This window comes from Photobacterium makurazakiensis (assembly GCF_050336715.1).
In the GTDB taxonomy this organism is placed as follows: domain Bacteria; phylum Pseudomonadota; class Gammaproteobacteria; order Enterobacterales; family Vibrionaceae; genus Photobacterium; species Photobacterium makurazakiensis.
In genome coordinates this window covers 67,224-81,833 of sequence record NZ_JAKJSJ010000032.1, presented here as the reverse complement: position 1 = coordinate 81,833, position 14,610 = coordinate 67,224, and the positions used below count along the sequence as shown (strand labels likewise).

The following is a 14,610-nucleotide window of genomic DNA, read 5'->3' as shown; positions in this document are numbered from 1 at the left end:
TTTATATAATGAAGCAGGCTTCAAAGTGGTGATGGATAATGAGTAAATTAGACCGATTAGACATGAAACAACTGAGGGTTTTCCAAGCGTTGATACGTGAAGAAAATGCATCGAAAGCCGCTAATCAACTCGGGTTGACGCAGCAAGCTGTAAGCGAACACCTAAAAAAGCTCAGGGACGTATTTGATGATCGGTTGTTTATTAGAAAAACAAACGGTTTTGTTCCGACACCATTTGCTCAACAGCTATCGATTAAGATTGATAAGTTACTCATTGATTTCAATACACTGTTGTCACCGACAACGTTTAAGCCAGAAAAGGTTAGCGGTACTTTCGTGATTGCTGCCACCGATTATGCTCAACAAGTTGTTTTGCCGGATTTGATTGCAAAGCTAAGGATACAATCACCGAATTTAAAGCTCATTGTTAGAGATTTTGAAATCGATAGCCTGCATGAACTGATGGAAAGCGGTAAAGTCCATTTAGCCATTGCCTTCCCTGATTACATCCCAAATAGTTACCCAATAGTAAAACTGTTTGAAGAGCATCATGTATGCGTTTCATCAGTAAGTTCATCTATCTCGCAAACCACGCCTTCATTAGCTGATATTGCCAATTACCCAACGATCATTGCTTCTCCATCTCGCCCAAACTTTAAAGGCTCGATTGATGATTGGTTCTCTCAATTTGGCTTAAAGCGGAATATTGTTGTGTCAGCACCCTGCTTCTCTATTGTCCCTATGTACCTTGAAACAACCGACTCGATTGCTTTTCTACCATCGAGAGCGATTAAAGGGTTAGACATTGTTGAAATACCACTAGAACAGTCACCTGATAGTTTTGATGTTATCGCGGCTTGGCATCCTCGCTACAATGACGACCAACTGCAAAAGTGGGTTATATCTTTACTTGATGTCGAGTAAAGGCACCCGCTTGACGTAGAATGCGAGTAACACGGTAATCGCGTAAAACACGTGCGATATCAATAATTGAAAGTCGACACTTTCATAAAATGGTCAAAACACTGTTATCAAGTTAGATTATGAGCCAAACTGACATTCAACACACTATCGCGAGTTTCACGTCAATTGAGCAAGCACTCGATTACTTTGATATTGGCTTTGATAGTCGCTTTATCAATGAGCACCGTACTGAGTTAGTAAAACGCTTTAATGGATACTTGATCCTTGAGAAGCCTGATGATTGGTTTTCAGGTCGACGAGCACTGAAAAATGCTTATTGCAAAATACAGCGAAGCCAACTCGATAAGCACACCCGATCTGCTTGCCGAGGGTGCACATCTTGCCAGCGTCGATAAGCGTTCAGAAGTAAATTGAATCAACACGATTGATAACTCGATTAGTCCGCAAACTGAATACCTGATTTAATACTGATGTTGAGATTTGTCATTCTCTATTCTCTCATATTCAAGGTATATAAATGTTTGCAGTTGATGATCTAGTCGTAGCAACTAAAGGGGTTGATTTAGGCCAAATGGTTGTTACAGGCACGAGTGGTGGTGATTTTTACGTACACGTGAAAGCGGGCGATAAAAAGCTTACTTACCCAGCTCAAGATTTAAAAAAAGCATAATACATTGCTGACCAATCGCTAAAAGGTAGCTAACGAGCTACCTTTTTATTATTCACCTATTATCACTCTTTTCATCCTCCACCAGCCTATCTAAGCACGTATTTCTCAGTTGATAATTCAACTCAATATTGTCGTATAATGACCTATATACATTTATCTGTATTACTCATAATGTCATTAAATAGAGGCATTCATTGAAAAGTTAGGATAACAGCTTAAGAACTATAAAATTTAGCCGCTATTACATCATTATCCATATTCTAAAAGTCGTTTAATCACACGGCTTTTGTATCAACTACATGACGTGTAGAACGGATATAATTAAGCTGCAAGGAAGCAGCACATAACCTCACACTTTGATTAAACCTCTCCTTTAATCAATTTACCTATTCCTTTTACTCGCTATTCAATTGATCAGAATCAATTTTATTTAACTTAGCTTTATACCCTAAGAGCTTAGAGTATGACACCTAGCCTTAATCTGGTTAAAATACGTACAATGCGTATTCACCAACCCGTTAGGTAACATGACTTGTTTGTGATTTTGATGCACTGATTCCAATTAGTTTTATTCATTGTTTAAAGGAGTAATCATGAAAAAGGTAAAACTAGCTGCTTGCCCAATATGTGAGTGTGAAGATATCGGTAAGCAGAAGCAGTTAGGTATTCTAACCGATGATTTTGTTTGTAGCCATTGTCAGTATATAAGTAAAAAGCGTGAATTTTTAAATACTTACAAACATATTCACCGCTAAAAAATGAACCTACCAATAGCGTTAAGACAATGAAAATTCTGAAATTGTCTATTGCAGTCAGAAGGCTACACCATTCTGACTGTATACATTGCTAATACAATAGTTAAGCCATTCTTTACAAAAGCTTCGATTACAAAAAAGAACAACTTAACTAAATTTGGTCTTTATTTAATTGCTGCAATAAACTCATAAATCGATGCTTACCTTGCAAAATATGATCATGCATAGCTTTGGCAGCTCGCTCACAATCACCGTCAACTAAGTAACCAATAATTTGGCAGTGTTCATCAGTCGAATCATTTACTGAAGTACTTACCTTAAAACTACGTAAACAGCTAAGTGTTTGCTTTTTATTGAGGTCATCCAATAACTCTACTAACAATGAATTATCACATAATGAGTAAATAGCTCGGTGGAAATCCCAGTTTTGCTTCATCGCATCACCAGGACGATCGTTATTAAAAGATTCGATCATCTCCTGATTTTTTCGCTTTAACTCTTGAGCGATTTTTGGGCTGATATTTAATGTGGCCTGCTTAACCGCCATTAGTGCTAAGTGCGCCCTTAAATCAAACATCTCAAGGGTTTCGGTAAGGCTATAGTCACGAACAAATACCCCTTTATGAGGCACAACTTGTACCACACCCGTCTGCTCAAGTAGCTTGAATGCTTCCCGAATCAACCCTCTACTATGGCCAAGTTCTTGAGTAAAGCGAACTTCTTTGAGGTGTTCACCGGGCTCAAACTCTCCGGAAAATATTCGCAATTCCAAATCGGCTACTAACGCCTGTAAGCGAGTCGATTTTTGTTCTGCAACCACCCTAACCCCTTTTTAAATAGTCACTTTTTAGCAACTAATATATCGCGATGGGATTAGATAGCAACCTGATTTAGTTTATTCGTTATCGCATCCCAAACCTCATCAAAACTATGATTACGGTTACGAACGCAAACTGCCGCCACTTGCTCACACAATATGCAACATCTTGGTGATAAATCAAGTTCACTTCGACCAACAGTAATACCTTTACTGTTTACCAAATCAAAGTCCGCCAGACGCCCTAAGGGGTCGTGCTGTTCAATCTCAACAGTCATTTGTTTCAACTTTGCGCTGGGCGAAGAAACTACCCACATAATGTAGTTCCCATCCGCAGAATCCGCTTCTACTTTGGCCGTTACCTCAATATTTTCACTCTCTAATTTAGCTTCAAACTGCTGAGATAAACGTTGCAGCGCCAATTGGCTTTGGGGTGGGTTTTTATTTGTGCCCGGAATATTTAGCGCTAAACAAATAACACAGGAATTATAACGTTTAGCTAAGGCTAAACGTTTATTCCAACGCTGTTCTCGGGCGTCTAAAATAGCGGAGACAATTCTTTTTTCTTGATTCATGCGTTCTCCAAAGATGCCGGTAAACACGCGTTTACCAGCTTTGATTTAGCGGTAAATCTGATCAAGGATAGAGCCATCACGGTACTCGACCGTGGCAATATGCTGCTGCCCCTGCTTGCGTAGTTCAGGCTCTCCCGCAATCATCACGGCTTTTTTACGTAATTCCTGCATCGTAAATACTGGCAGGCCTGCATCACGGCACATCATTGCCAGTTCAGGACGACGAGGGTTAGGAGTAACGCCATACTCTGTAATCAGCAGGTCAACAGTGTGACCTGGTGTACTGATCACCGATACTTTATCGACAACGATAGGTAAACGAGCGCGTAATAAAGGTGCGACAATAATCGTCAAGTCCGCACCTGCGGCAGCGTCACTGTGCCCGCCTGAGCCGCCGATAAGTATGCCGTTCGAATCTGTATGGACGTTGACATTAAAATCGGAATCGATCTCAGTTGCCCCTAACAGTACTGCGCTTAGCCCTGCAGTAAAGCAAGACTTACGTTGTGGATTAGCATATTGGGAGGCCGTAATTTCATGATGACGAATATTCTTAGCCAACGAGTTTACTGCCGCTAAATCAAAACACTGAACATCATAAATATCTTGGAATAGTCCTTCTTCCAACATATCGACAAAATAGCCTGTTATACCACCGAGTAAATAGCCCCCTTGCACCTGAAGCTGCTGCATGCGCTCTCGAACAAAACTGGCAGCTGCTAGCGAGGCGCCTCCGGCCCCCGTCTGAAAATTGAATCCATCTTTAAGCAACCCAACGGCTTCAATGCTTTTTGCTGCGTATTCAGCAATGACCAACCCAACAGGATCTCGAGTAACCTGTGTGGTGCCAGACACAATACCGGCAGGATCGCCAATACGGTCAACTTCGACCACAAAATCGATATTGGTATGCGATAGCGATATATGCTCTAAGGCGTGATCAAGAAGATTATCCGTTACTGCCACTACGTATTTAGCATGTTCGGCATCTGCTTGTGGATACCCTAAAGAGCCACAAGCAGAAGGTCCCTGCGCCCCCGATGCATTACCATGAATATCAACCGTCGGTGTGGCAATAAAGGCAACGTCTATGGCTAACTCACCCGACTCGATTGCACGGGGACGTCCCCCATGGGTACGGAACATTACTGGCTTGTTCAGCACTCCTTGTGATACCGCTTGCGCCATTGGACCGCTGATATAATTAGTATCAAGCCCTGTCACCACACCTTGCTGAGCCATCTCAACTAATACACGATGAGCACTAAACACTGAGCTTAAAGCTACTTTTAAGTCTTTGATCCCTAAAGCCGCAATTTCTTTCATCACTAATTCAACCACATAATCGCCATTACGTAGGTGATGGTGAAAAGAGATCGTCATACCATCTTCCAAGCGGCTAGCTAGAATGGCTTCACGAAGGGAGGAAATTAATTTTTCATGCATTGTGAGGTCCTTTCTGCATTTTCAACGCTATTTAATATACGTAAAGCACGCTTCACAATGGGCCCATCAACCATGGCTCCATCAACGGAAAACGCACCTTTCTTATCACGCTCAGCTTGTTTCATTGCGGTAACGATACGCTTTGCCCACCCTAGCTCTTGCTCTGAAGGGGCAAAGACCTGATTGACAACTCGAGTATGTAGCGGTGATATCAGAGCTTTACCGGTAAAGCCCATCTGTTTTGCCAGCTCAGCGTCCTGTCGTAAGTTGTCCAAATCATCAATAACAGTAAATGGTGTGTCGATAGCATCAATACTGGCCGCTCTTGCTGCATTCACCACACGGCCACGTGCATAAGCAATCTCCTCACCACTTAAACTGCGTTTAGCCATTAAATCTGCCGCTAAATCTTCAGCCCCCAACAATAAACCTGTCACCCTAGGGTCACTGCACGCTATCTGAAATGCATTTTCAACGGCGAGTGCACTTTCAATAATGGGTAATATTTGTATTGAATTTAGCTCTAATCCTAAACGCTGCTCTTCTCCGAGAAGAGCTTCGCTGAGTTGTTCAACCACTTGACGACTATCGCACTTAGGTAATAAGACCGTGTCGATCCCAGCGGAAACCACTGCTCGGAGATCGTCTTGCCAAAACGGTGTATCAAGGCCATTGATTCGAGCTATACGCTCTAAACCTTCACATTCTATTGTTCGATAGGCTTCGCGAACCAAGATTCTGGCTGCATCTTTTTCGCTGTGGCTAACCCCATCTTCAAGGTCAAAAATGACAGAGTCAGCGCCAAGTACTGGCGCGCTGATCAGCATTGCTGGCGTATTGCCAGGTACAAACAACACCGTTTTCCGTTTAAACATGATCACCTCCAGCCCGAAGAATTGCCGCTTCAACTCGCGCCTTTATAACGCAGTCTAACGCGCCTTTATCTTGTATTTTTATTCTGGCGGCGCTAACACCAAACTCAGTACAAACACCGTGAACTGTCGCTTTGATCGCCTCACCAAATTGAGCAAGTACGATACTATCGACCGCAATATCGACCTGGTTTCTTGCGGGGTAAACCGAAACTAAACAATCGTTTGACTCCAAGGATCCAACCATTGCTGATTGCACTAATTTCATTTTAAATTCCTTTATATTACGCCTTCAGGCCAAGCCTGATGCTCCATAAGATAAATAGCACTACTCAAAGCAAGTAGATCTGCGCAGCCGCCAGGACTAAGACGACGAGCTAAACATTGCTGTACCAATAGTTGATAACTTGCCAGTCCACTGGAACAAAAAACCGAGCCTTGCGATAAGACATTCCGAGCTTGCTGTTGCAGCCAACGTAACCCTTCAATACCGCCTCGGTGCAGTACCGTTGTATCTTCAACTTCTGCCATTAGGCTAAGTAAAGTGTGTTGCAAACTACGCTCAAGATTACCGCTTTGCATTAATCCGACCTGTAAAGCTGGGAGGGCGTGATATATGACCGAGGGTAAACCACCCTCCACTTCGCCACGGATCCCCTTAACGCCATGCAGCTTAAATAAACGCTCACCATAGCTGCGAGGTTCAGGGTTGTTCTGTAATTCGCGCTCGCAGAGCCCGTGAGTCATCTCAGAAATACCTTCTGCAATATCGAGCGCATAAATTTTTCTATTCTTTACTGATTTTTGAGCTGCTACCGCAGCGGCGAGGCTTCCAACAAATAGCATCCCACGGTGAGTATTTACCCCTCTTGTCGCAAGCATTAAACTCTGCTCCCAAGCATGACCGTGTTGCCTTAAAGTCTCGAACAGACTGCGGTCACATCCTTGAGCTGGCTGACCGATTTGTGCCGCTTGGTAAAATGCAGGTAGCATCGCAGTGGAGCCTGAGATAAAACTATGAAAGTTCATGTCATTGTGGGCACCCTGGCTCTCTGGGCAAACCAAACCAGGCTTGTTACTACACGCAACTTCGTGCAATACGCCTTGATGAAGCAAACTCGCGATATGCCACGCCTGAACATTGAACTCAGTACTTACTGAACGTTGAGTTGTGCTTAATTCTTCCATGCTCTTACTCCTTTTTACGCAGAACCTCATACAGGGAAAGCCTTAGCCAATATGGGCTGAAGCGGTACTGAGTAGTTGGATAAAGCATGTTGGTATTCCTGCATCGACTCGCCCGCCCTACCTTCTATAACAAACACTTTTTCAACATTCAGAGCCGGTACAATTCGTTCAGCAAAAACAGCAGCAGCAAGCTGGCTATGTACCAAAGCGTGATCTTCTCGGCCGCAGAAGTAATCTGGAAAAAAATCGGCGCTAAGCACATACGCTGAAGGTGCTATTAATTGACAGTTAGGCAAATCAGCACAAGCTTTTTGCAGCTGTTGAAATTGGTCGATATCTGTTAACTCTCCCTCAGCCCACAGTATTAGTTGCTCACAACTGGCTGAAGCCTGCTCAATGACACTAAAAATCGCAGGGCAAAAGTCAGTTGTTCGTACCCTTAGGGCTGCTAGGCTTTTATCATTTACAGAAAGTTGCTGCTGCAAATCATCAAGCCAATAGTCAATATCAGGCCAGCCATATTCAAACATCGAAGCTTGGCCACTATTGGCAACGCAGCTAAAACCCAACTGTTCAAACTGACGATTTTCAGGTTTACTAAACAGGAACATTTGATCGTGCCCTGCATCGATGGCGGACTTGAGTAATTCAGTTATCAAACCGCCAAGTAATTGCTGACCTCGGTATGCCTTCGCGATACAGATGCCCAATATCAGCTCTCTTCGACGATGACCAACAGCCACCATCTTTGCTCCATCAAAAAAACCAACGGCGATATCTGGGTTTTCTATCGGTAATAGCGCTTCGCTTTCAAGTAATGCGGCGGCATCGCTAAAGTCTTGCTCAGTATTTAAAGTTCGAAGAAAAAGTGGCTGCATGCCGAACTCCTCATAGGCAGGGAGCATCGCTCCCTGCAAATACACTAAAACAGGAAGGGAACTGTCACACCAACAATCACGAGGATCATCGCGCCACCAATTCGAGATGATATTTGAGCGAAAGGAATAAGCTCCATACGACGTGCAGCCGACAATACTGCTATATCACCAGTGCCGCCCATATTCGCCATACATAAACCCGCACAGAGTGATGACTCGATAAAGTAGAAACCGACCAATCGACCGCCAATACCTGCGCCGACAATCGCCCCTACGATAACCGAGATAACTAACAATACGTTTTCAAATGTTACAGCGTTAATGACCATTCCCAAATCGGTATAAGTAACACCGACACCCACAAGCAGAGGCGTTGTCAGGTATTTCGCCATGAATGAAAACCAAGTAGCACAAGCATCTTCGATTAATTTAGGGAAGAAATTACCCACTTTAAGAATCGCAACGGTAATGATCATCAAAGCGTAATAGTGGACACCCGGAATAATCAAGTTCAGTAACCGCCCAACCAGTAACAATGAGCAAGCGGTAAATATCCCAATAGCTAATGTTCTAAAGCTTAATTCCCGATCCTCACTTTTGACGTCATCATTCTGCTGAGACACCATGAGCTGACCATTACCAGTAAGCGATGGATGCCTGTTGCCTAAGCGGTATAACATTCCACCCGCAACAATCGAGGCTACATTACCTAACGCCATTGCAGGGATCAGTAGTGACAAAATTTCATCTGTTTCCATTGCTATGGCATTATTAAAAATTTCAGCAATGGGTAAAGCACCAGCACCTAGGCCGCCTCCCATGATTGGATAGGTTATAAAGGCCACACCATTACCCGCACCATACCCAATAAGCATTGCCACCATTCCGCATAGCAATACGGCAAACAGTAAGCCCATTACTACAGGCACGGCAAAGCGTACACCCGCTTTAATGAGTAACTTTGAATCAATACCCAAAATCGACCCAACAACCAACGATGCAATGTAGAAAGTTAGAAAGCCCCCCCCTTTCATAAAGTCATCAATTACAACTTTAGTGGTGTCAGGCATAATGCCCCAATACACCAAGGCTGCGCTTAAAAACATGCATACGATTGGACCACCACCCAAGTAGTCTTTCACTATGGGGGTACGGTCTCCTACATGTTCAAATAGATAGCCCAGCGACATCATTATCGCAAAGCCTCCAACTAACCCACTGGGCAGTTTTCCTAACAAAGCGGCACTACAGCTAATTGCCAGAAAAATCATAAAATACGGTAGAGGGATATCCTTTATGTGAAGCTTGTTCATGAAAGTCACTCCTAGACTCACTAAATAATATTGAAGAGGCTTACCTCTCACATTGAACTACACATTTACAGATTGTCCTACAATCTACCGAGCAACAACTTAACTTGTTAAGAATTTGTATACTGATCACAAGAAATATACAAACAATGATTAAATCAAGGATCTACATCACTATATCGATATGAATAGCCCGAGGTTCATCGTGGACTTTATCATAGGGTATGGCATTGCTATTTCCGTTAAGACGTAGCTAACTTCTGTTTCACAATCTCTGATATCATCAACACCATCATCTAATTACAAGCAGCTGCTAGCGACGATGGAAATTAAGATATTCAACAAGGATTAAATAACAATGAATTTTGAAACGATGTCAGATACCGCGCTGTGGGATATCGCTAACCCACTAATGGATAACCTGATAGAAGGATCGACGGAAATCAATCATGCAAAACATGTTCACGATTTTACCCAACGCATGCGTGAGATTGTTTCGCCAGAGTACTTCGACATGATTTGTAAGCAATATCAGCAAGAAAAAGGCTTTTTCACTCATCGAGAGCCTGTCGCTATTTTCAGGCGTCCAGACTCTGTTGCCTTTATATGGAAGCAATCATTTACCAAAGTTCAAGGGGAGTTTGTTGCGGAAATCGTGCTAGTTTATCGTAATAATCGTTTGCTTATTGACCATACCATGGTTTTCTAAACTCGATTATTATACTCCCCCCTCAAATCACCCTATATTATTAGCGATAGAGGACATTGATGGTTTGTTCAACGCTATCTTTTTTAAATAAACGCTTGTTTCAACTTACCTTCTTATCAACAAGATAAACGCCATGACCGTGCCATTTTTTCCTTTCAATTTCTGAGAGCGTTGCGACCCTTAAAATTTCTTCTGCAACATCTTCTCGGCTTATGCTTATTTTGGCATGCTTGAGAGGAAAATCATCTTTGTTTAATCCTGTAATATCAAAGCTATAGCCGTAGTTTCTTTTTGCTGGGGCGTCATTCAATGCTGCAGGCCTAAAAACAACAAACTTCAGGCCATCATTCGCAGCATGACCTAGAAGGTTTTCACTTTCAGTCACATTTCGATAAACAGGAAAGATATGGGGAATAATGTTTGCGATTACATTGTAGTTAGCAGGCCAAGCCGTGATAGATCCACCAGGAATACCTTCAGTACCGACAGAGCTATGGTAGAACGTCTCTACCCATCGGCTTTTCTTCATCCCTTCAATAAGCGCGCTAATAGTATCGGTGTAAACACAATAGCGAGTACTCAACATATCTTTGAACTTCGTAACACCAACAAAGCAACAGACAGCATCAATAGTGCTATCTTGCGTAAGAATAGTCTTGTAAGAACCTGCGTTCAATATACTTATATTAGTCGCTTTTAATTCACCTTTCTTTTCAGACGGTATAATTTTATTTTCTGTTAGTTTCGTGGTTTTAAGTATTTCATTCATTCGCTTTAATGCATCATCATCACTATTCGCTCTACACATTGCAGTTACGCTATGACCTTGCCTTAAGGCATTTTTGATGAAGATCCGTGCTCCTCTTGATGCAGCAGCGATGACCAGAAAGTGACGCTTTTCATTATTCATAACATACTCTATAAAATAAAATTTCACATACTTTAAACTATCCCCCCTAGGACAGAGTCAACAGCAATATCAATGCTAATATCGATAACTAACAATATTAAATATAAATATGAACTCGATCTAATTTATTCATTTTGTTGCATTGACTTAGAGCGCACTCTAAGTTTTAAGCTTCCCTCTAGTTTAACAAGAAAATTTAACAGAGAAATTAAACATCAGAGGCAAAAGATGAAAACAAAAACACTCGGTAATACAGAAATGAACATATATTAGCTATTAAGCCCTCTCAACGATGCCTCGTGGTTATATATGTCTTTTTTAAGATAAAAAAAACAGCCACCGGAATGGTGGCTGTATCTAAGAAAAACTAGGGGTAATTAGTCTTTAGTCAACTTTAGCTCAATACGATCCCACTCAAGTAGCTCTGTGGGTGTAACATCACTTTGTGAGTGACTTGAAGCATAGTCTTCCGATGTACGATAAGTCACAAATGGTTGTCCTATTTCCCATTCGCCATCATAAAAGAAAGCGTCATTTATGAGTGATTTATCAACCACGGTATAGGTAATAAAACGACTGGTTGGACGACCATATAAGCAATAATTTCCTGCTTCAAAAGAAGATGCTTTTTTCTCTTTCATTAGATTGGGTAAATTCAATATGTTGACAGATGTCGAACACCCTTCATATCGTTGTACATAAATACGTACTTTCGCTCGAGCTTTATTTTCATGTCCAGAAATATTCTCTACCGAGAACATCTCTACTGACAGTGCAACACCCTTTCCAAACTTTTGAAGCTCTTCATCTGTTGGTTCTAATACATCTACACCAGCAAAACCAATAGCTGTTTTATTATAAGGGTGCTTAACGTAATCTACCGAACTTTCTACTGGCGTTAATACAGGTGCCAACGTGAAGTCTCGTGTTGCTTTCCCTTTTTCCGGAGCTCTAACAGAAACATGGCTTGCAAAAACTGGACTTAACGCTTCATAAAACTCACTCTCTGCTTCACTAAGCACAACGCTAGAGCCATTCCCATAGCTATAATCTAAGAGTGTAACCTCACCTGACGTTGGATTTATTGAAATATAGTTGTCTTCAATCTCACCAGTAACAGACGTGCTATATGTACGAATACCATATGCTTTAGGCAGATCCAACATCACTTTCTTCAATGGCTCATATTCAAAGTCAGCTCTTCCCTCCTCTATACCAGGGTGATCCACTTTTGCGATAACAGCACTGACTGTGAATTGGGTCGGTTTATAGTTGCCCGTTTCATCAGCCGTTACTTCAACATTAAATTCTCCAGTAGATCGAATATTTAATGCGCCATTCTGTTCCAGAGTAACAGGTGATGTATTGGCATCTTTAACTTTATAACTTATGTTACCTTTAGCGTTTTCAATCGTTGGTATAATTACACCATCAGGTGAATAATCAGTATTTTGATATGACACTGAGACAGGGTTATTAGCTTTTTTAACTGTCACAGTGAAATGAGTTGAAGCCGTTTTATATTGATCATCACCTGCATCAGTCACCTTAACTATGGCATTACCCGCACTGACTACCGTTATTTCACCTGTAAGGCTATCAACCGCAATTGCATTTGAGTCACTTTTCTCTTCTACTACCTCAAAACTGAAATTACCAGTACCACCACTTATTGCAGGTGGGTTAATCGTATTTAATGCTTCAGAATAGGTAATTTCAACGTCACCATGCACCTCTAAGTTTAATTCTGCAGGGTGGACGATCATGTTCAACCTTTGTACGCTTGATGCTAGGTAATTATCACTTTCTTCAAGAACAACATCATAACGTGCAGTACCACTGCGCTTAATCCAAAAACACTGGCTGTCAGGTTTATACTCAGCAATAGCATTATCACCACTTGATACAGGCGTGATATTTATAGCCCCAATATCGCTGCTAATTTCTGGTCGAATACAACTGCCAGGCGTATAAGTCGTCGTGATACTCTTGACACTAAAATCAGGATGTTCGGCTTTTAGCACAATGACTTTAAGCGCTGCAGGCAACGATGTTTGGTAGTTTTCACCACCATCATCATAAACAGATAAGTTGACAGTACCCGCTTTCAGCACCGTAAATTTATTGCCTGATAAGGAAACAACATCAGTATCACCGGTTATAGCAAGTCTACCTAGCTGGCCTTCCATCTCAGGTGTAACAATCAATCCTTCACTATAGGTATACGTATCTGTTTGATTTTTTAACCCAGGGTGGACAGCAGGTACAACGGTGATCGAAAACCATTTCTCACTTGGATAGAAATTATCGTTTTGATCATCTGTTGCTTTTAACTGTGCATATCCAGCATTAAGAATACGTATAAACCCTGTTTGTTCGTCAACCTTTACAACATTTTCCCCAGAGATAACCTCAAATCGTACTGCTGCAATGTTATTATTCACGGCTGGTTGATAAAGAAAATCTTTAAGGTAAGCTAACTCGCTATCGGCAACACTTAGTTCAGGTCGCTCCCCTTTCATAATCTGAACATTAAAATAAGCAATTTGCTCTACATCACCATATTCAGCGCCCAATTGCTGAGTCACTTTAATTCGAACAACACCAGTTTTATTTACCGTCATCAAACCATTCGTTTCACCAATGGTGAGCACATCACTATCTTTGTCATCAAGCTCAAAATGGTATGTACCACTATCTACGCCACTGACTTTTATTGGGCTTAATGTCATCCCTTCTTTAAAGGTTCGATCTATATAGGAATACATCAGAGTATTAGGCTCAACAGTATCAATCGCTAATAGCGCAGTAACACTTCTCGAGCGATAATTTCGGTCCCCACTGTCTGTTACAGTAACCTCGACTTCACCAGGAACACCTGTTGACCAAATATGGCCTGTCTCTTCATCAAAATTCACCATGCCTTCAGGCTCAAAAGTGTAGCTTAACTCACCTTTATTCCCTTGAATTGGCAAAAACATCTTATTACTTTCAACCGTAGGCAAGTCAACAGTCGATACATTGAAATCACTATTCTCAGTTTGACCAACAGTTACGGTAAATGTCGTTGAAGAAGTACGATAATAACTACTTTTATCTTCAACCAAAACTTGTGTTTCACCAACGGCAAGGATCCTCATTTCACCAGTGCTATGGTCAACCCAGACAACATCCTCAGCTGCACCATCAGCAATTTGGTAGGTCTGACTGCCATAGAAGTCTGAAACTTGCGGATAAGCGATACCATACTCGGAAAATGTAAGAGAAAGGTCATTGGCAGATAACGCAACACGCTCTTGTTTGTCTTGGTGCACTGGCTTTGTAACATCCTCATTAGATCCGCCACTTCCACCGCCACATCCTGAAATTAATATACTTAATATTAATATGGTTGTTTTAAATAGTCTTTTCATATAGTCCCATAAATAATAACCACCACTAAAGTAGTAAGCAGTCAATTGTTCAGTGTTTTATTTGAGGTGATTATATATTCAGGTTCTATTCAGCTTCAATAGGGTACTTAAACTATTATTTAAATTAATATTTTAAGAATAATT

General features: G+C 41.6%; 15 protein-coding genes. 5 read left to right on the top strand and 10 right to left on the bottom strand.

Annotated elements, in window-relative coordinates; genetic code table 11:
* Positions 1-38: 38 nt before the first annotated feature.
* From L4D09_RS15500 to L4D09_RS15485, 4 genes are all read left to right on the top strand, one after another.
* Positions 39-923, top strand: a complete 885-nt coding sequence (locus L4D09_RS15500) for a LysR family transcriptional regulator (protein ID WP_428458420.1) — start codon at positions 39-41, stop codon at positions 921-923.
* A gap of 119 nt (positions 924-1,042) precedes the next feature.
* Positions 1,043-1,318, top strand: a complete 276-nt coding sequence (gene nifW / locus L4D09_RS15495) for a nitrogenase-stabilizing/protective NifW family protein (protein WP_428458419.1) — start codon at positions 1,043-1,045, stop codon at positions 1,316-1,318.
* A gap of 122 nt (positions 1,319-1,440) precedes the next feature.
* Positions 1,441-1,593, top strand: a complete 153-nt coding sequence (locus tag L4D09_RS15490) for a hypothetical protein (RefSeq protein WP_428458418.1) — start codon at positions 1,441-1,443, stop codon at positions 1,591-1,593.
* Positions 1,594-2,186: 593 nt separating this feature from the next.
* Positions 2,187-2,348: an Eag protein gene (locus L4D09_RS15485; RefSeq protein WP_428458417.1), complete on the top strand. Its 162-nt coding sequence runs from the start codon at positions 2,187-2,189 to the stop codon at positions 2,346-2,348.
* 151 nt (positions 2,349-2,499) lie between these two features.
* Here L4D09_RS15485 and L4D09_RS15480 read toward each other — a convergent pair whose 3' ends face one another.
* From L4D09_RS15480 to L4D09_RS15445, 8 genes are read right to left on the bottom strand one after another with little or no spacing between them, the layout of a single operon-like run.
* Positions 2,500-3,168: a GntR family transcriptional regulator gene (locus L4D09_RS15480; protein WP_428458416.1), complete on the bottom strand. Its 669-nt coding sequence runs from the start codon at positions 3,166-3,168 to the stop codon at positions 2,500-2,502.
* Between the two features lie 53 nt (positions 3,169-3,221).
* Positions 3,222-3,740, bottom strand: coding sequence for a citrate lyase holo-[acyl-carrier protein] synthase (gene citX, locus L4D09_RS15475; RefSeq protein WP_428458415.1), 519 nt, complete (start codon positions 3,738-3,740; stop codon positions 3,222-3,224).
* Between the two features lie 45 nt (positions 3,741-3,785).
* A complete protein-coding gene (gene citF, locus L4D09_RS15470) occupies positions 3,786-5,186 on the bottom strand; it encodes a citrate lyase subunit alpha (RefSeq protein ID WP_428458414.1) in 1,401 nt (466 codons plus the stop codon).
* The gene (locus tag L4D09_RS15465) at positions 5,171-6,061 is read right to left on the bottom strand and encodes an HpcH/HpaI aldolase/citrate lyase family protein (RefSeq protein WP_428458413.1); all 891 of its coding nucleotides are present in this window, start codon (positions 6,059-6,061) and stop codon (positions 5,171-5,173) included. The genes citF and L4D09_RS15465 overlap by 16 nt, the downstream gene beginning before the upstream one ends.
* Positions 6,054-6,326 (bottom strand): citrate lyase acyl carrier protein, encoded by a 273-nt coding sequence (gene citD / locus L4D09_RS15460; protein WP_428458412.1) that lies wholly within the window; start codon positions 6,324-6,326, stop codon positions 6,054-6,056. The genes L4D09_RS15465 and citD overlap by 8 nt, the downstream gene beginning before the upstream one ends.
* 11 nt (positions 6,327-6,337) lie before the next feature.
* On the bottom strand, positions 6,338-7,246 hold the full coding sequence (locus tag L4D09_RS15455; RefSeq protein WP_428458411.1) for a triphosphoribosyl-dephospho-CoA synthase: 909 nt from the start codon (positions 7,244-7,246) through the stop codon (positions 6,338-6,340).
* A gap of 26 nt (positions 7,247-7,272) precedes the next feature.
* Positions 7,273-8,124: a nucleotidyl transferase family protein gene (locus L4D09_RS15450; RefSeq protein WP_428458410.1), complete on the bottom strand. Its 852-nt coding sequence runs from the start codon at positions 8,122-8,124 to the stop codon at positions 7,273-7,275.
* A 44-nt stretch (positions 8,125-8,168) separates the two neighbouring features.
* Positions 8,169-9,437, bottom strand: a complete 1,269-nt coding sequence (locus L4D09_RS15445) for a 2-hydroxycarboxylate transporter family protein (RefSeq protein WP_428458409.1) — start codon at positions 9,435-9,437, stop codon at positions 8,169-8,171.
* Between the two features lie 355 nt (positions 9,438-9,792).
* On the opposite strand from L4D09_RS15445, the gene L4D09_RS15440 reads away from it, so the two are divergent.
* A complete protein-coding gene (locus L4D09_RS15440; RefSeq protein ID WP_428458408.1) occupies positions 9,793-10,143 on the top strand; it encodes a hypothetical protein in 351 nt (116 codons plus the stop codon).
* A gap of 100 nt (positions 10,144-10,243) precedes the next feature.
* On the opposite strand, the gene L4D09_RS15435 is transcribed toward L4D09_RS15440, so the two are convergent.
* Positions 10,244-11,053 carry an NAD(P)-dependent oxidoreductase gene (locus L4D09_RS15435; protein WP_428458407.1) on the bottom strand — a complete coding sequence of 270 codons (810 nt, stop codon included), beginning with the start codon at positions 11,051-11,053 and terminating at the stop codon, positions 10,244-10,246.
* A 377-nt stretch (positions 11,054-11,430) separates the two neighbouring features.
* Complete coding sequence (locus tag L4D09_RS15430) at positions 11,431-14,466, bottom strand: hypothetical protein (protein WP_428458406.1); 3,036 nt, start codon at positions 14,464-14,466, stop codon at positions 11,431-11,433.
* Between the last annotated feature and the right edge of the window lie 144 nt (positions 14,467-14,610).